Below are 17,480 nucleotides of genomic sequence, written 5' to 3'. Positions count from 1 at the left end.
ACGATCCCCTGCGCCCCCGCCCCGCTGATCCTCCGGTCCGTTGGCCCTCCGGTCCCTGAGCCTCCGATCCCTCGATTTCCCCGACCCCCCGGACGTGCTCGATCCCTCCCGGGAGGGGCTAGATTGGAGGGATGGACGGGTCCGGAGGCCAGGGGAGCGGGCAGCGGCTGCGGGCCGACTGCGAACGGTGCGCGGGGCTGTGCTGTGTGGCACTGCCGTTCACCGCGTCGGCGGACTTCGCCGCCGACAAACCGGCCGGACAGCGGTGCACCCATCTGACGGCGGAGAACCGGTGCTCGATCCACGCGGGACTGCGCGAGAGCGGCTTCACCGGCTGCGCCGTCTTCGACTGCTACGGGGCCGGGCAGCGGGTGACCGCGCGGCCCGGGCTGACGCCGGGAGCGGAGATGTTCGCCGTCTTCCGGGTGACGAGACCGCTGCACGAACTGCTGTGGCTGCTCACCGAGGCCGAGGCCACCGGGCACGGCGCCGCGGCACGCCCGCTGATCGCGGAGATCGAGGCGCTGGTCGACGGGGACACCGCGCGGCTGCGCGGCGTGGACGTGGCCGCCTGGCGGGCACGGGTGGGGCCGGTGCTCGAAGAGGTCAGCGAGCGGGTCCGGCACGGCCTCGGCGGCCGCGACCTGCGGCGCGCCGACCTGGCGGGCGCGCGGCTGCGGGACGGGCAGCTGCGCGGAGCCACACTGCGCGGCGCACTCCTGATCGCCGCCGACCTGAGCGGAGCCGATCTGCACCGGGCCGACCTGCTGGGCGCCGACCTGCGTGACGCCGATCTGCGGGGCGCCGACCTGGCCGGCGCGCTCTTCCTGACCCAGCCGCAGCTGAACGCGGCGTACGGCGACGGGACCACCACCGTCCCCGGCGCACTGACCCGCCCCGTCCACTGGCCGTCCGGATCTTCACCCGCGCGGCACGAGGCACCGCGGCAGGCACGGGGTATGCCGCGGGGGAAGGCCGCCCCGGTCGGTGGGGGCGGCGGTCTCGGCGGGAGGAGCGGCAATGGGCGGCGGACCGGACGTGGGGGACGCGGCGGACGGAAGGGCGGAGGCGGGCCGGACGGCGGCCACGGCGCCGGAGGCCCCGGGGGCCGCACCGGCTGACGCGGCACCGGCTGACGCTGTGCCGACTGACCCCGTACAAGCTGGCGTGGTGCCGGCTGACGCCGTACAGCGCGAGGCGGCAGCGGGCGACGCGCGCACAGCGGTCTCCTCCCGCGCGCACGGAGTGAACGGGGCTCCCGGCGGGGGCCGCCCCTTCGGGCGCCGGGACCGGCACGGGCTGGAGATGAGCGGCCTCGGCAGCGGCGATGCGGGTGACGCTGCGGCCACCTGGTACGAGAGCGCCGTCGACTCGCTGCTCTTCTTCCGCGGCGATGTCGCGGAGTCCGTCGCGGAGCTGCGCCGGCTGGCGCCCGGCGCGCCGCTGGGCCAGGCGTTCGCCGCGTACCTCGGGCTGCTCGGCACCGAGCAGAGCCAGGCGGCCGCGGCCCGCCAGGAGTTCGCGCGGTTCCGGGCCGCGGCGGACGACGGGGCCCGCACCGCACGCGAACAGGCGCATCTGACCGCCGCTGCCGCCTGGCTGGACGGCAACATCGCGCGGGCCGGCGCGGTGCTGCGCGAGATCGCCGTCGCCTGGCCCCGGGACGCCCTGGCGCTGGCCGTCGGACACCAGATCGACTTCTTCACCGGGAACGCAGCCGCGCTGCGCGACCGGATCGCCGGCGCGCTGACGGCCTGGGACGAGAAGGATCCGCACTACGGCCCGCTGCTGGGCATGCTCGGCTTCGGACTGGAGGAGTCCGGCCACTACGCCCGGGCCGAGGAGACCGCCCGGGCGGCAGTTGAGCGGCAGCCGGGCGACGTATGGGGCATCCACGCCGTCGTGCACACCCTGGAGATGCAGGGCAGGTTCGCGGAAGGCATCCGGTTTCTCGACGCCCGCACACGGGACTGGGGCGCCGGCAACATGATGGCGGTGCACAACTGGTGGCACTATGCCCTCTACGCGCTGGAGGCGGGTGACACGCGCCGGGTGCTGGAGATCTACGACGCCGCGCTCGACCCCGCGGTCGCCAGCGGCCTCGCCCTCGAACTGCTGGACGCCTCCGCCCTGCTGTGGCGGTTCCACCTGGGAGGCGACGACGCCCGCTCGGCGGTCGGGGACCGGTGGACCCCGCTGGCGGATGCCTGGGCCGCCCGCGGCGACGGACCGCACTACGCCTTCAACGACACCCACGCCGTCATGGCCTACCTCGGCGCGGGGCGGCTGCGGGAAACCGAGGCCCTGCTGGCCGACCGCGAGGAGTGGGCGGCACGCCCCCATCCGGGCGTCACCAACCACGCCATGACGGCCGAGATCGGGCTGCCGGTCTGCCGGGCGCTCCTCGCCTTCGCCCAGGAGCGGTACGAGGACGCCGTCGACCTGCTCTTCCCGTTGCGCGGCCGGTTCGCGGTGTTCGGCGGCAGCCATGCGCAGCGGGACGCGGTGCAGCGCACCCTTCTGGAGGCGGCGCTGCGCGCCCGGCGGCTGGACCTGGCCCGCACCCTGCTGAGCGAACGCCTCGCCCTGCGCCCCACCAGCCCCTACAACTGGCTCGGCCAGGCCCGGCTCGCCGATGCGGTCGGCCGGGCGGCCCTGGCGGCCACCGCACGCGAACGGGCCGCCGCCCTGGCAGCACCCGGCAGGAGCAGCACACAGGACCCCGGGCCCGCGGCCGCCGAAGGCGCCGTCCCCGGCGTGGAGACGCACTGAGGCGTTCTCTGTTGTGACGGGTGCTCTCGCCCGCGTCCGGTGCTCTCGGCTGCGTCGGTCGACCTCGCTTGCGTGGGGTGTGCCGGCGGCGGCGAGCGCTCGCGCCTGCTTCGGGCGCCTGACACCGGTGTCGGGCGCCGCCCGCGCCGCGGTCGGGTACTGCGAACGCTCCGGCGCTCGCAACTCCGTCGCTCCGCACCGGCGTACAACTGCCGGTCATATGAAGAGCAGGGGGCGGTCGTTGGATGCTCCCGAGGGCGGGCACCTCCCTCCCAGGACTGATCGCGGGTGGCGCGGTCACCGGTGAAGGGGGCGGGAATTGCCCGAGGGTTGGTATCTGCTGCGTCCGGTGCGGGCCCGGCCCGCGGTCGTGGGACGGCTTCGGGAGCTGCGGTCGCGGGGGCGCGCGGCGCTGTCGGCGGGGATCACCGCCGGGCTCGCCGCCGCCCGGGATGCCGGGGCCGGGGCGCCCTGGGCGCAGGTCAATCTGACCGTGGCGCGGGACGCGCGGGCCCGGGCCGAGTTCTGCGCCGAACTCGGCGTGGTGGCAAGGGAGTTCCTGGGCGCCGAACGGGCGCGGAACTTCTTCTTCACACACCAGGACCCCGCGGTCCGGGTGCGCTTCCAGGCGTTCGGGCCGCAGGACGCCGCCGAGCTGCGCACCGCGCTGCTGCACCGGTTCGCACGGTGCCAGGGAGCGCGTACCCGGCCGGTGCCGGTGGTCTACGAACACGAGCACTATCTGTTCGGCGGTCCGGCCTCGATGCCCTACGCGCACGATCTCTTCAGCATCGACTCCTTCGCCTGGCTGGACCACCACGCCCGGCACCCCGGCGGGGAGGACCGGTCCGCGGCCTGGCGGCACTCGCTGCTGATCCTGCGCGAGCTCTTCGCCGGGCTGGGCATCGTCGGCCGGGAGCACCGCGGGGTGTGGCACGCGCTGAGCCGCCAGACGGGACCCGGCCCCGGAGGCTTCGCGGCGGGCGGCGCCCGGGCGGCACGGGAGCAGGCCGCCTCCCGTATCGCCACGTACTGGCGCATCCCGCGCGAAGAGGCGCTGCACGCCTTCCCCGAGGAGCACCGCGCGGCGCTGGCCCGGCACGCCGAGGCGGTGCGCAAGATGGCGGCCCGCTGGCGGGACGGGTACTTCGAGGCGGGCCGGGCCACCGTCGGGCCCCGGACGGCCGCGGCCTGCTTCACCGCCTCGCACTGGAACCGGGGCCGGCTCTCCCCGGCCCGCCAGCGACTGCTCACCCATGTACTGGCGGCCGAGGAAGGCGTCCCGCACGCGGCTCCGCCACCCCGCCGCTGACCCGGCCCCGGCACCGGGCGCCCCGGCCTCCCCCCTCCTCTCCCGCGGGCCGCACCGGTGAGCGGCGACCGCACCCCAGCGGCGCTCCAGCGGTGCTCCACGGCGACGCTCTGTGCTGTGGGGCCGTGGAATCGCAGGCGGTTCGGGGGAGGCCGGGTGGCGACACCGAGCGAGGAGGACGTTCTGGTGCTGGAGACCGAGAGGGACACCCCGCAGGGCACCGTGCGCGTCGTCGACTTCATGCCGTACTGCCGCCGTGCCGCACCCTGCCTGGTGCGGATCGTGGAAGGGGTTTCGGGGCGGGTGCGGATGACTTCGGCGCCGCGGATGAGGTTCAGCTACGGCAAGGTCGTGCCGCCCCCTCGTCGACGCGGCGCTCCGGCTCGATGCGGATCGGCACGTGACGGCGCGCTCCGGGGTGGGGAGGCCCGGCCGGGTCCTGGGAACTGACCCGCCTGGGCCGGGTGTGCGCACGACTGGCCGGGCGGGCGCAGTGCCGGAGTCGTTTCGGTGGGCGGTGTGCGCCCGGTGGGGCGGCGCGGGTGCTGCGGATTTCTGGAGCCGTCGTCGAGCGGGCGCGCGCATCCTGGGCGCCCGTTTCGGAATCCGGGAGGCCACGGTGTGGATGCGCAAGGTGTTGGCGGCGGTGTGGCGGGCGCTGTCCACGTACGGACTGATCTGGGTGGTGCCGCACTTCGACGTGACGGAGCAGGAAGAGGAGGAACAGGCCCGGTCCACGGCGAATAAAGGGGGACTTGAGAAGACCACGTCAAGCTCTCGCCAGAGATGACACGTTCGCGGTCGTCTGCAAAGGCCCGCCCGTCGGGCGGGTCGCCAACGGGGCTATGGGGGCGATGATTGCTGTGCCCAGGAACTTCACGCAACTCGCACTGCGCAGGATCCACGAGCGGCCCGACGCGACCGCCTACCAGTTCGTCCGGGCCGGGCACGACGACCGGCTCGAGGCCGACTCCCTCAGCTACGGGGAGGTGGGCGCGCGCTCCCTGCGTCTGGCCGCCTGGCTCCAGGCGCGCGGCTGCCACGGCCAGCGGGTGCTGATCCTGCACACCGACGGCGCCCAGTTCGTCACCAGTTTCCTCGGCTGCCTGTTCGCCGGAGCGGTGGCCGTCCCGGCGCCGCCGCCCGGTGGCGCCCGGCAGAACGTGGAGCGGGTCGCCAACATCATCAAGGACGCCGCCGTCAGCTATCTGATGACGGACTCGGCCAACGCCTCCGCGGTCTCCCAGCTGCTGGCCTCCATCGGTCACCCCGAGGTGGTCTGCCTGGCCACCGACCGGGCGGTGGCCGGTGCGGCGGGCGCCTCGGAGGCCGGCGGCGGCGAGCCGCAGTGGCACGAGCCCGGGCTGTTCCCCGACGATGTCGCCTACCTGCAGTACACCTCCGGGTCGGTCAGCGATCCCAAGGGCGTCATGGTGACGCACCGCAATCTGCTCGCCAACCAGGAGGCCATCCAGCAGGGGATGCGGACCACGGCGGACTCGGTGGTCGGCGGCTGGCTGCCGTTCCACCACGACATGGGCCTGGCGGGCCACCTGCTGCACCCGCTGTGGCTGGGCAGCAGAGGCGTGCTGCTGCCGCCGATCAGCTTCGTCAAACGCCCGGTCAACTGGCTGCGGATGATCGACACCTACGGCATCACCACCGGCGGGGGTCCGAATCTGGGCTACGACCTGTGTCTGCGCCGCGTCACCGACGAGCAGTCGGCGGGACTGGACCTCTCCCGCTGGACGACGGCCGTCAACGGCGCCGAGCCGGTGCGCGCCGAGACCATGGACGCGTTCGCCGAGCGGTTCGCGTCCACCGGCTTCCGCCGCGAGGCGTTCTACCCCTGCTACGGGCTGGCCGAGGCCACGCTGCTGGTCTCCGGCGGGTCGCCCGGAGCGCCGGCGCTGGAGCGCACCGTGGACAGCGCCGACCTGGAGCATCACACCGTGCGCGCGGCGCGGCCGGGCAGGCCGAGCCGCACCCTGGTCAGCTCGGGCATCCCGCGTGGCTGCGAGGTGCGGATCGTGGACCCGGAGAGCCACGCGCCGCTGCCGGACCGCCGGGTCGGTGAGATCTGGGTGCGCGGGGAGAGCGTGGCGCACGGCTACTGGAACCGGCCGCTGGACAATGCGCACGCCTTCCGCGCCACCCTGGCCGACGGCACCGACGGCTTTCTGCGCACCGGGGACCTGGGAGTGCGGGAGGGCGGGGAGCTGTTCGTCACCGGACGGCTCAAGGACATCATGATCGTCTCGGGGCGCAATCTGTACCCGCAGGACATCGAGCGCAGCGTGCAGCAGGTCAGCGCCCTCTTCGGGTCCAGCGCCGCGTTCTCGGTGGAGTCGGAGCGCGACCATGTGGTCGTCGTCCAGGAGGTGCGCACCAGCCGCAGCTACGACACCCGGCTGGCGTCCCTGGCGGCGGACGTGCAGCAGCGCGTGGCCAGCGAGTTCGAGGTCGCCGCCGAGAACGTGCTGCTGGTGCGCCCCGGCACGGTGCGCCGGACCACCAGCGGCAAACTGCAGCGCCGCGCCATGCGGCAGATGTTCCTGGAGGGCCAGATCCATCCGCTGCACGAGGTGGTCGCGCCCGAGGTGCGCAAGCTCGTGGAGGCCGCGGCCGACGCGCGGGCCGACAGCCGCCGCGGCGCGCGGGAGCGAGGGTGACGGTGGTGCGCGGGCGGACGCCGCAGTGTGGACCGTCCGCCGCAGGCCCCCCGCCCCCCGCTTCCGCACCCGCAGCGTCGTCCGGGGCCGCGGAGGAACCGGAGGAACCGCCGGAGCCGGCACCCGGACCGGCCCACCCGGAACCTGCCGCGGGGCTGCCGCTGGCCGAACGTCTGGACGCCCTGCTCGGCGACCCCGAGGACAGTACGGGCCCGCTCGGCTACCCGGCCGCCGCCCGACAGGACGCCGCCGAGGAGTTCCCGGCGGCCGCCTGTGCCGCACTCGACCGCATCGGAGTGCAGCACTACTACGTGCCCGCCCGGTACGGCGGCGCGCTCACCGGACTGCCGCAGCTCCTGGAAGTGGTCCGCGCCCTGGCCCGGCGGGACCTGACGAGTGCCGTGGCGCACGGCAAGACCTTCCTGGGTGCCGTCTGCGTCTGGGTCGCAGAGGAGAGCGCCGGGACCGCGCGGCTGGCCGACCTGGTGCGCGCCGGGGAGCTGGTCTCGCTCGGGCTCACCGAACGCGCCCACGGCAGCGACCTGATGGCGGGCGAGGTCGTCGCCGAGGCGGCACCGGAGGGCTACCGGATCACCGGCGAGAAATGGCTGATCAACAACGCCACCCGGGGCCGGCTGGTCTGCCTGCTGGCCCGCACCGCGCCGGAGGGCGGGCCGCGCGGCTTCAGCCTGCTGCTCGTGGACAAGACCCGGTTGCCGCACGGCACCTGGCGCCCGCTGCCCAAGGTGCCCACGCTGGGCATCCGCGGCGCCGACATCAGCGGCATCGCCTTCGACGCGGCGCCGGTCGGCCGGGACGGGTTGATCGGCCGGGAGGGCGAGGGCCCCGAAACCGTGCTGAAGGCGTTGCAGATCACCCGCTCGCTGTGCACCGGGCTGTCCCTGGGCGCCGCCGACCACGGGCTGCGGCTGGCCTACGGCTTCGCCGCGGGGCGCGAACTGTACGGGCGGCGGATGCTGGACCTGCCCCTGGTGCGGCGGACGCTGGCGGAGTGCTACGCCGACCTGCTGGCCGCCGAGGCACTCAGCCTGGTCGCGGCCCGCAGCATCCACACGCTGCCCGAAGAGCTGAGCGTCACCTCCGCGGTGGCCAAGTACCTGGTGCCCACGACGGTGGACCGGATCCTGCTGCGGCTGCGCGGTGTGCTGGGGGCGCGCGCGTTCCTCAGCGACCACCACGCGCACGGGCGCTTCCAGAAACTGGAGCGCGACCACCGCATCGTGGGGATCTTCGACGGCAACACGATGGTGAACCTGTACGCGCTCACCGCCCAGTTCCGCACGCTGGCCCGCGGATTCGCGGCACCGGCGGGAAGCGGTGCGGTCCGGCACCGGGACTGGGAGGCCGCCACCTTCTCCGCGGACCGGCCGCTGCCCCGGCTGCGGCCGGAGGCGCTGAGCCTGCTGGCCCGGCACGGCAGCACGCTGGCCGCCTCGCTTCCCGGCAGTACCGCGGTGCTCGTCCGCGCCGCCGCGGACGACGTCCGGCTGGTGCCCGCGGCGCGCGCGGCCCGGACCCTCACCGCCGCCTGCCGCGGACTGCACACCCGGATGGGCGCGGCCCGGCTGCTGCCCGGCGGGGCGCCCGTGGAGAGCTTCGACCTGGCCCGCGGCTACAGCGGCTGCCTGGCCGCCGCCTGCGCGCTGGGGCTGTGGCGGTACGGCGGGGGCGGCGCGGGGAAGGCCGCACCGTCGCCGCTGTGGCTCCATGCGGTGCTGGACCGGCTCTCGAGCGGGCTGGAGGAAGCTGTACCCGGCAGTACGGGGCCGTTGCCGCGTCCCCGGGGGGTGGAGGAGGAGGCGCGGGAGCCGCTGTACGAGCGGCTGCTGGAACGGATGGCCGCACAGTACGCGGCGGGGGAGCTGTTCTCGCTGTTCCCCTGCCGCACAGCGGAGGGACCGCCATGCTGACGCCGACCGAGCGCAAGGCCGAGGGCGAGGCCACCGGGGCCGACGAGGAGCTCCGGATCCAGCACCGGATCGCCGACCTGGAACGCCGCTTCGGCGCTCCGGACGATCCGGACAACCCGCTGGGCACCGCAGCCCTGCTGGCCGCCGACGAGCGCGGTGAGCTGCTCGCCGAAGCGGAGGACGTGCTCACCGACTTCCGGCTCAACGCCGAGTTCGTGCCCCGGGAGCGGGGCGGCCGGCTCGACCGGGTGGACACCCTGGGCCGGGTGCTGCGCACCGTCTTCCGGCGCGACGCCAGCCTGGGCCTCGGCTACGGCGCCACCACGTTCCTGGCCGCCGTGGCGGTCTGGGCGGCCGGGACCGAGGAGCAGCGCCGCCGGGTCGCCGAACTGCTGCTGAACGGCGGCCGGCTGGCCATCGCGTACCACGAACTGGCGCACGGCAACGACTTCGTGCGGAACGAGTTCCGGGCCACCCCCACCGCCGACGGCGGATTCCGGCTCGACGGCGTCAAGCAGGTCATCAACAACGTCGTACGGGCCGAGGCGCTCGTCCTCTTCAGCCGGACCGACGAGGCCGCGGGCAGCCGCAGCCATTCCGTGCTGCTGGTCGAGAAGGACGGCCTCCCCGCCGGACGGCTGCGCTATCTGCCGCGCTACCACACCGTCGGGGTGCGCGGCTGCCAGAACGCGGGCATCGAGTTCACCGACTGCCCCGTCAGTGGCGACGCGCTCGTCGGCGAGGTGGGCGACGGCGTCGAACTGGCGCTCAGATCCTTCCAGATCACCCGCAGCGTCGTCCCCTCGATGATCCTGGGCGGGGGCGACACGGCCCTGCGCACCGCGGTGGGCTTCGCCCTCGACCGGCAGCTCTACAACCGCTCGGTGCTGGAGATTCCGCATGCCCGCGCCACCCTCGTCGGCGCCTTCACCGACCTGCTGATCTGCGACTGCCTGGCGCTGGCCGCCACCCGCGCCGTCCATCTGCTGCCCGCCGAGACCAGCGTGTACGCGGCAGCCGTCAAGTATCTGCTGCCCAAGCTGCTGACGGAGACCACCTACGACCTGTCCGTCGTGCTGGGCGCCAACTTCTATGTGCGCGGTGGCGCGTACGGGGCCTTCCAGAAGCACGTACGGGACCTGCCGATGATCAGCCTGGGCCATGCGGGCACCGCCGCCTGCCAGGCGACGATCATCCCGCAGCTGCCCCGGCTGGCCCGCACCGCGTGGGACGGCGGCCCGCCCGCGCCCGACGGGCTGTTCCGGATCCGGGACCCGCTGCCGCCGCTGGACCCGGCGCGACTCGCCCTCGTGGCGACCTCCGACTCGCTGGCCTGCTCCCTGGTGGGAGCCGCCGGGGAACTGGCGGCCGACGGCGCCCGCACCGGCGCCTACCGCCCGGCGCTGACCGCGCTGGCGGGCGAGCTGGAGGCGGAGCTGCGCGCCCTCCAGGAGGAGTGCGCGGCCATGCCCGCCAGGGACCGCACGGTACTGGCCAGCCCGCGCGCCTACGCGGGCGCGGACCGCTATGCGCTGCTGCTGGCGGCCGCCGCCTGCCTCGGAGTGTGGCGCCAGCAGGGCCGGGACCCGGACGGGGGCCGGCGCCCGGGTTCCGCCAAGAGCCCCGGGCCGCAGTCGGCCGGTGCCGGTTTCCTCGCCGGCCCCGGGTGGCTGACCGCCGCCCTCGCCCGGCTCGTCAGGCGGCTCGGCCGCCCGCTGCCCGAGCTGCCCTCCGAGGTGGAGGGGCACCTGCTGGACGAGGTACTCGCGCGCCACCGCGAGGGACGCAGCTACGACCTGTACGACACCCCGCTCGCCGGCTGAGGAGCATGCCATGATGCCGCAACCGACCGGGGCCCGGGTCCCGGATCCGCCGGGGAGCCGTCCGCCGGGCCCGACCCGGGCGGCGCTCCCCGCGGAGCTGGGGGAGCGCGAGTTCGCGCGGTGGCTGACCGACCGCCTCGCGGAGTTCCTGGGCCGTCCTGCCGAGGAGATCGATCCGCGCACACCCTTCGCGGAGTACGGGCTGGACTCCGTGGCCGCACTGAGCCTCTACGGCGACATCGAGGACGAGTTCGCGCTCTTCATGGAGCCCACCGTCGCCTGGGACCACCCGACGGTCGAGGCGTTGGCCCGCTGTCTGGCCGACGAGTACGCGCGCGGCGGACCCGCCACCCGCGCCGACGGACCGGCGGAGGTGTGACGATGCCGCACCAGGACGCCGCGCATCAGGAAGCCGTCCCGCTTGAGGAGACCGTCCCGCTTGAGGAGACCGTCCCGGTTCAGGACGCCGCGCCGCAGCCGGACGCCCCGAACGGCGCCCGGGCGCCCGGGACGAACCCGCGGGCCGTCGCCGTGGTCGGCCTGGACTGCGCCTTTCCCGGGGCGCCCGACCCGGCCGGGTACTGGCGGCTGCTGAACGGCACCGCGCACGCCGTCGGCGCCCCGCCGCCCTCCCGCTTCCGGGGCGCGGCGCCGGGCGCGTTCCTGGCCGACGCCGACGCGTTCGACCCTGGATTCCTCGGCATCCCCACCGCCGAGGCGACCGCCATGGACCCGCAGCAGCGGCTGCTGCTGCAGTGCGCGTGGCGGGCGGTCGAGGACAGCGGGCTGCCGCCGTCCCGGCTGGCGGGCAGCCGCACCGGCAGTTACGTCGGTGCGATGTCCGACGACTGGGCCCGGCTGGCGCTGGCCGATCCGGCCGGGATCACCCCGCGCACCGGAACCGGCAGCGGGCGCTCCATGCTGGCCAACCGGCTCGCCTACCAGTTCGACCTGCGCGGCCCCAGCCTCACCGTGGACACCGCCTGTTCCTCGTCGCTGGTGGCCGTGCACCTGGCGTGCGCCGCGCTGCGGGCCGACGAGTGCGACCTGGCGCTGGCCTGCGGCGTCAACATCGTCATCGGCACCGCGCTGGACCGGATCTACCGGCAGGCCGGACTCGCCGCGGCCGACGGCCGGTGCAAACCGTTCGCGGCCGCGGCCGACGGCATCGGCCGCGGCGAGGGCGTGGGCGTACTGGTGCTGCGCAGGCTGGACGAAGCGGTGCGGCGCGGCGACCCGGTGTACGCCGTGCTCCATGGCAGCGCCGTCAACCAGGACGGCCGCAGCAACGGCATCATGGCGCCGCACCGCGCCGCGCAGCGGGAGGTGGTCACCGCCGCGCGGCTGCGCGCGGGCGCCGAGCCCGGGCAGATCCGGTACGTGGAGGCGCACGGCACCGGCACCGCGCTCGGCGACCTCATCGAAGTGCTCGCTCTCGACGACGCGCTGGGCGCCCGGCAGGGCCCCCGCACGGCGCCCCTCGCGGTCGGCTCCGCGAAGAGCGCCGTCGGCCACACCGAGGGCGCCGCGGGGATGGCGGGGCTGGTGAAGGCGGTGCTGGCGGTGCACCACGGCATCGTGCCGCCGGGACCGGCCGCGGGCGCCGAGAACGAGCGACTGGGCCTGGCCCGGCGGCGGATGGAGCTGCTGACCGAGCCGCTGGAGCTGGCCGCCCACGGGGCCGGCCTCCGCGTCGGCGTCTCCAGCTTCGGCATGGGCGGCACCAACGCACACCTCGTCCTGGGGCCGCCGCCGCACCCGCCGCACCCGCGACCGGCGGCCGAAGAGCCGTCCGCCGTGGGGGTGTTCACCCTCTCCGCCGACACCCCGGACGCGCTGCGCGACAACCTCCGCGTCCAGGCGGCCGCGGCCGAGGACCTGCCGGGGCGGGACGTGGCGGCGCTGTGCCGGACGAGCAACCGGGTGCGGGCCGCACGGCCGGTCCGGTTCGCCGCGGTGGCCGGCACCCCGCGGGAGCTGGCCGGGGAACTGCGGGCCGCGGCGGAGGCCGTACCGGACCGGACCTCCCCGTCCGAAGAGCCCACGGTGGCTTTCGTCTTCTCCGGCCACGGCTCCCAGCATCCCGGTATGACGGCCGCGCTGTACGCGGGCTCGCCCCTCTACCGCGGCTTCCTGCGGGAGGCGTCGGCCGCGCTGCGCCCCTGGACGGGTGAGCCGGTGCACGAACTGCTGCTGTCCCGCGGCGCCCGCGTCCACCGCACCGGCCTCGCCCAGCCCGCGCTGTTCGCCGTCGAGTACGCGCTCGCCGCCGCCCTGCGGGAGCTGGGGGTCCGGCCCTGCGCGGTGCTCGGGTACGGCATCGGAGAGTTCGCGGCCGCGGTGGCCGCCGGAGGGCTGGAACTGGCCGACGCCGCCCGCCTGGTGGCCCGGCGGGCCGCGCTGCTGGAGGCGCTGCCCGAAGGCGGCGGGATGCTCGCCACCCGGGCCTCGGCCGCCGAGGCGCAGGCAGCCGTCGAGGCCGAGCCGCGGTGCGCGGTCGCCGCCGTCGAGGCTCCCGGCGCCACCGTGCTCTCCGGCACCCTGGCGGGCCTGGCCCGGGTCCGGGAGCGGCTGGGGCGGCGCGGCCTCGGCTGCACCACGCTGCCGGTCGTGCACGCCTTCCACTCGCCGCTGATGGAGCCGATGCTGGCCGCCTTCGCGGACGCCGCCGAGGGGGTGCCCGCCGCGCCGCCGCGCATCCCGTTCCACTCCACGGTGCACGGCGCACCGCTGTCCGAAGGGGCCGCGCCGGACGCCGCGTACTGGACGGCGCAGATCACGGCGACCGTCCGGTTCGCGGACGCCGTCGGCTCGCTGTGCGCCGATCCGCCCACGCACCTGGTGGAGATCGGCCCGGAGCCCGTACTGGCGCCCGTGCTGCGCCGGATCGGCGCCGCGCGCGGTCTCCCGGTGCTCACCCCCTGCCGCGGCGCCGACTCCGGTCCCCGGGACCTCGCCGCGCTGGTGGCCCGGCTGTACGAGGACGGCCTCGACCCGCGCTGGGAGCGGCTGTACGCCGCCGCCGACCGGCGCACCGTACGGATGGCACCGCACGTCTTCGCCACCCGGTGGCGCTCCTGGCGGCAGCCGCCCCCGGCCCCTGCGCGGGTACCGCACGCCGACCACGCCGGGCCCGGCCCGGACCCGGACGACGACACCGGCCCGCGCACCGCCACCGGGACGAGCACCGGAACCGACACCGGCCCGGGCACACCCACCGGCCCGGCCCTCGACGACCCCGGCAAGGGCGCGCATCCCGACGAGTCCGGCACGGGCGCGGGCCGCGGCACCGCCACCGGCCCGGGCTCGCACGGCGCGTCCGGGCAGCTGTCTGGTGCGGAGCCGTCCGGTGCCCGGCCGTCCGGCGCGGAGCCGCCCGGTGCGGCGGCGCCGCCGGACTTCGGCGCCGGGGTCCGCGCCGTGGTGGCCGGGATCACCGGCAGCGCGCCGGAGGAGCTCGGCGAGGACGTGCGCTTCTACGACGACCTGGGTTTCGACTCGGTGATGCTGATGGAGCTCAAGTACCGGCTGGAGGTGCGTTTTCCCGAGCTGGGCGAGCTGTCGCTGCCCGAGATGATCGCCGCTCTGGTGAGCATCGGTTCCCTCGCCGCGTATCTGCGCGGCCTGCCGGCACCGGCGGCCGTGTGAGTGCCCCGGGCGCGTGCCCGCCGCCCGTGCATCTGCTGGGCACCGGGACGGCGTTGCCCGGCGAGCCGGTGGGCAACGACCGGCTCGCCGAGCGCCTGGGCATCCCGTCCGCCTGGGTGGAGACGTTCATCGGCACCCGGACCCGGCACTTCGCCGTCGACCTGGACACCGGCCGGGCGCGCTGGACACTGGAGGACCTGTGCACCGACGCGGCGGACCGGGCCCTGGCCAACGCCGGTGTGGACCCGTCCGAGGTGGGCTTCATCGTGCTGGCGACCGCCACCCCGGACGCGCTGATGCCCAGCACCGCGGCCCTGCTGGCCGACCGGCTCGGCATCCGGGGCGCCGCCGCCTACCAGCTCCAGTCCGGGTGCGGCGGCGCGGTCCAGGCGTTCGCCGTGGCCCGCGCCCTGCTGTCCCTCGGCCCGGCCGGACTGGGGCTGGTGGTCGGCGGCGACGTGTGCAGCAAGCACCTGGATCTGGGCCAGGACTTCCGGGACCTCCCGCCGGCCGCGCTGGTCAACTACGTGCTGTTCGGCGACGGCGCGGGCGCGGCCGTCGTCAGCGGCAGGCCGCGGCCCGGCGCCCGGGCGGCGCTCACCCACCTCGAACACCGGCTGGCCGGGTTCGGACTCCCCCCGGGGCAGCGTGTCGAGTGGTTCGGCGCCGCGGATCTGCGGTCCGGCACGGCCCCCCGCACCCCGGTGAGCGAGGACTACAAAGCGGTCGAGCAGCGGGTGCCGGAGCTGGCCCGCGAACTGCGGGACGCGCTGCTGACCGCGGCTGACTGGGACCCCGAGAGCGTCGACTACCTGCTGCCGCCCCAGCTCGGCGGCCGGATGACCGAGCGGATCACGAGTGAGCTGGGCCGCGGGCTCGAGTGGGAGCCGGTCTCCTGTGTCGCGGAGACCGGCAACACCGGCAACGCGCTGGTCCTCCACCAGCTCGACCGTCTGCTCCCGCTGCTCACCCCCGCTCAGCGCGCCCTGGTCCTCTCCGTGGAGTCCAGCAAGTGGATCCGGGCCGGCTTCACCGTGGAGGCGTCCGATGCCTGACCGAGACCCCGCACCGGCCCCGGGCGCCGCGCTGCGCACCCTGCACGCCCGGGGCAGGCTCGCGGCCGAGTACCCGGCCGTCCGGGAGCTGCTGGCCGCCGCCGACCGGGACACGCTCGACTTCGCCGGCCGGGTGCTCGCCCCGCTCGACCCCGAGGAGGTGCTCGCCCACCACCCGGACACCCCCGTCGTCCGCGTCGCCGTCACCGGGCGGGGCACGGTCGGGGAGCTGGTGCCCGCGCTGACCGCGCAGCTCGCCCGGCACGGCGTCCTGGCCCGCACCCGGGTGTGCGGCAGCGGCGGCTACCTGGGCGACCTGGCCGACCCGAGCTCTCCGCTGTACGCACACGCGCCCGAGGTCACCCTGTGCGTGCTGGACCCGCTCACCGTCTGGGACAAGGTCGAGGTGCCGTGGCAGCCGCTCGAGGTGAGCGTCGCCGCGGAGCGCCGGCGCAAGGTGCTCGGCGAGCTGGCCCAGGCGCACGCGGCCGCCGCGCCGAGGGGAGCGACCCTGGTGCTGAACACCGTGCCGCTGCTGCGCCGCTTCACCCACCAGCTCACCTCCCTCACCCAGCGCGCCGAACTGAGCGGTCTGTGGAAGCAGTTCAACGCCGACCTGCTGCACATGGCCCGGCCGTCCGCCGGCCTCGCCGTCCTGGACCTGGAGCCGGTCACCAGCGCGGGCGTCCGCGCCGACGAGCCGCGCCTGGGCGCCTACGCCGACGCGCACTGCACCGCCGAACTGCTGGCCCACTACGCCCGCGAGGCCGCCCATCTGATCCGCGCGCTGCGTGGCGAGGCCAAGAAGTGTCTGGTGCTCGATCCGGACGGCACCCTGTGGGACGGCGTGCTGGGCGAGGACGGGCCCGAGGGCGTCACGGCGGCCGGTACGCTGCGCGGCTCGGCCTTCGGAGCCTTCCAGCGCACCGTGAAACAGCTCGCCTCGCAGGGTGTGCTGCTCGCCGTCTGCGGCCGGAACGACGCCGGCGCCGTCCGCCGGGCCCTGGCCGAGCACCCCGAGTTCCCACTGCGCCCGGACGACTTCGCGACCGTGGTCGCCGACTGGGGCTCCAAGGCCGAGGGCGTGCGCACCGTCGCCGAGCGGCTGGGTCTCGCACCGGAGGCGGTGGTCTTCGCCGACGACACGCCCTTCGAACGGGAGAGCGTGCGTGCGGCAGTGCCCGGCGCCGCCGTGGTCGAGCTGGACGCGGAGCCCGCGATGCACACCGAACGCCTGCTCGCGGACGGCTGGTTCGACACCCCGGCGCTCACCGACGAGGACCGGCTGCGGCCGGTGCGATACGCGCGGCGCGCGGTGCGGGCGAGCTCCGAGGCCGCCTCCGCCGACCACCGCGCCTTTCTCGGCACCCTGGAGCTGCGGGTGGAGGTCTCGCCCGCCCGGGAGCACGAACTGGCCCGGCTGGCCCAGCTCACCTTGCGCACCAACCGCTTCAACCTGACCGGGGAGCGGCTGGGCGCCGAGCAGGTGCGGCAGCGGGCCGCCGCACCCGGCGCGGCGGTACTGGCGGTGCGGGCTGCCGACCGGTTCGGGGACGAGGGCGTGGTCGGTGCCGTCTTCGCGTGGATCGACGGCGACCGGCTGCGGGTGGAGAACCTGCTGCTGAGCTGCCGGGTGCTGGGCCGCGGTATCGAGGAGGCCGTGCTGGGCGGACTGCTGGCGGCGGCGCGGGAGGCCGGGCTGACCGCCGTGCACGCCGTCTGGCGCCCCACCCGGGCCAACGCGGCCGTGCGGATGCTCTGTCCCCGGCACGGCTTCCGGACCGTCAGCGGCCCGGGTGCCGACCCCGGCAGCGGCACCGCGACCGGCCCGGCCACCCCCGCGGCGGCGGTCGACCGCAACGACGGCACGGAGACCCCTGCGGACACCGGCGCCGCGGGCGAGGTGCGGTTCGAGCATCCGCTCCGGACGCTCCCGCCGGTCCCCGGACACGTCACGCTGCGGCTGCGGCTGACCGGCGAGCCCGCACAGCCGGCCGCGGACGGGGCGGAGGTGGGGGCATGCGCACCGTCGAGGAGCTGATCGAGCTCGCCAACACCCACCTCGGCACGGCGCTGGCACCCGCCGACGCCGAGCGGGAGCTGACCGAGCTGGCCGGGTGGGACTCCGTCCATCTGCTGCGGCTGATCGGGCTGCTGGAGCAGGTACTCGACCGCCCGGTGCCGGTGGACGCCGTACTGCAGGCGCGCAGCCTGCGCGACATCTGGTCGGCGGCGGTGACCGCGTGAGCACCCCGACCGCCCGGCAG

At 75.7% G+C, this 17,480-nt stretch carries 11 protein-coding genes and 1 pseudogene; all 12 read left to right on the top strand.

What is annotated here, in order from left to right; all coding sequences use genetic code 11:
* The first annotated feature begins 131 nt into the window (after positions 1-131).
* The 12 genes and pseudogenes from ACFYMO_RS07650 to ACFYMO_RS07595 all read left to right on the top strand — a co-directional run bounded on the left by ACFYMO_RS07650 (position 132) and on the right by ACFYMO_RS07595 (position 17,460).
* A complete protein-coding gene (locus tag ACFYMO_RS07650) occupies positions 132-1,121 on the top strand; it encodes a pentapeptide repeat-containing protein (RefSeq protein WP_366772199.1) in 990 nt (329 codons plus the stop codon).
* A 184-nt stretch (positions 1,122-1,305) separates the two neighbouring features.
* A complete protein-coding gene (locus ACFYMO_RS07645; protein ID WP_366772279.1) occupies positions 1,306-2,772 on the top strand; it encodes a tetratricopeptide repeat protein in 1,467 nt (488 codons plus the stop codon).
* 319 nt (positions 2,773-3,091) lie between these two features.
* Positions 3,092-4,084: a thiopeptide-type bacteriocin biosynthesis protein gene (locus ACFYMO_RS07640; protein WP_388544947.1), complete on the top strand. Its 993-nt coding sequence runs from the start codon at positions 3,092-3,094 to the stop codon at positions 4,082-4,084.
* Between the two features lie 129 nt (positions 4,085-4,213).
* A pseudogene (locus ACFYMO_RS07635) lies at positions 4,214-4,441 on the top strand (glycoside hydrolase family 15 protein); the annotation flags it as partial.
* A 497-nt stretch (positions 4,442-4,938) separates the two neighbouring features.
* Positions 4,939-6,756 (top strand): fatty acyl-AMP ligase, encoded by a 1,818-nt coding sequence (locus ACFYMO_RS07630; protein ID WP_366772201.1) that lies wholly within the window; start codon positions 4,939-4,941, stop codon positions 6,754-6,756.
* Positions 6,753-8,687 carry an acyl-CoA dehydrogenase gene (locus tag ACFYMO_RS07625; RefSeq protein WP_388544944.1) on the top strand — a complete coding sequence of 645 codons (1,935 nt, stop codon included), beginning with the start codon at positions 6,753-6,755 and terminating at the stop codon, positions 8,685-8,687. Before ACFYMO_RS07630 ends, ACFYMO_RS07625 begins: the two co-directional genes overlap by 4 nt.
* Positions 8,681-10,510, top strand: a complete 1,830-nt coding sequence (locus ACFYMO_RS07620; protein ID WP_366772203.1) for an acyl-CoA dehydrogenase family protein — start codon at positions 8,681-8,683, stop codon at positions 10,508-10,510. The genes ACFYMO_RS07625 and ACFYMO_RS07620 overlap by 7 nt, the downstream gene beginning before the upstream one ends.
* A gap of 10 nt (positions 10,511-10,520) precedes the next feature.
* Positions 10,521-10,889, top strand: a complete 369-nt coding sequence (locus tag ACFYMO_RS07615; protein WP_366772204.1) for an acyl carrier protein — start codon at positions 10,521-10,523, stop codon at positions 10,887-10,889.
* Positions 10,890-10,891: 2 nt separating this feature from the next.
* Positions 10,892-14,158 carry a beta-ketoacyl synthase N-terminal-like domain-containing protein gene (locus ACFYMO_RS07610; RefSeq protein ID WP_366772205.1) on the top strand — a complete coding sequence of 1,089 codons (3,267 nt, stop codon included), beginning with the start codon at positions 10,892-10,894 and terminating at the stop codon, positions 14,156-14,158.
* Positions 14,155-15,213, top strand: a complete 1,059-nt coding sequence (locus tag ACFYMO_RS07605; RefSeq protein WP_366772206.1) for a 3-oxoacyl-ACP synthase III family protein — start codon at positions 14,155-14,157, stop codon at positions 15,211-15,213. The genes ACFYMO_RS07610 and ACFYMO_RS07605 overlap by 4 nt, the downstream gene beginning before the upstream one ends.
* Positions 15,206-17,254: an HAD-IIIC family phosphatase gene (locus ACFYMO_RS07600; RefSeq protein ID WP_388544940.1), complete on the top strand. Its 2,049-nt coding sequence runs from the start codon at positions 15,206-15,208 to the stop codon at positions 17,252-17,254. Before ACFYMO_RS07605 ends, ACFYMO_RS07600 begins: the two co-directional genes overlap by 8 nt.
* A complete protein-coding gene (locus ACFYMO_RS07595) occupies positions 17,233-17,460 on the top strand; it encodes an acyl carrier protein (protein ID WP_366772208.1) in 228 nt (75 codons plus the stop codon). Before ACFYMO_RS07600 ends, ACFYMO_RS07595 begins: the two co-directional genes overlap by 22 nt.
* The last annotated feature ends 20 nt before the right edge of the window (positions 17,461-17,480 follow it).

The organism is Streptomyces sp. NPDC007025 (assembly GCF_042869455.1).
GTDB lineage: Bacteria > Actinomycetota > Actinomycetes > Streptomycetales > Streptomycetaceae > Streptomyces.
This window is presented reverse-complemented; position numbering and strand designations above follow the sequence as displayed.

Coding starts and splice junctions, on each gene's coding strand:
- ACFYMO_RS07650 (WP_366772199.1), top strand. CDS start 132: ATGGACGGGTCCGGAGGCCAGGGGAGCGGGCAGCGGCTGCGGGCCGAC.
- ACFYMO_RS07645 (WP_366772279.1), top strand. CDS start 1,306: ATGAGCGGCCTCGGCAGCGGCGATGCGGGTGACGCTGCGGCCACCTGG.
- ACFYMO_RS07630 (WP_366772201.1), top strand. CDS start 4,939: ATGATTGCTGTGCCCAGGAACTTCACGCAACTCGCACTGCGCAGGATC.
- ACFYMO_RS07620 (WP_366772203.1), top strand. CDS start 8,681: ATGCTGACGCCGACCGAGCGCAAGGCCGAGGGCGAGGCCACCGGGGCC.
- ACFYMO_RS07615 (WP_366772204.1), top strand. CDS start 10,521: ATGATGCCGCAACCGACCGGGGCCCGGGTCCCGGATCCGCCGGGGAGC.
- ACFYMO_RS07610 (WP_366772205.1), top strand. CDS start 10,892: ATGCCGCACCAGGACGCCGCGCATCAGGAAGCCGTCCCGCTTGAGGAG.
- ACFYMO_RS07600 (WP_388544940.1), top strand. CDS start 15,206: ATGCCTGACCGAGACCCCGCACCGGCCCCGGGCGCCGCGCTGCGCACC.
- ACFYMO_RS07595 (WP_366772208.1), top strand. CDS start 17,233: ATGCGCACCGTCGAGGAGCTGATCGAGCTCGCCAACACCCACCTCGGC.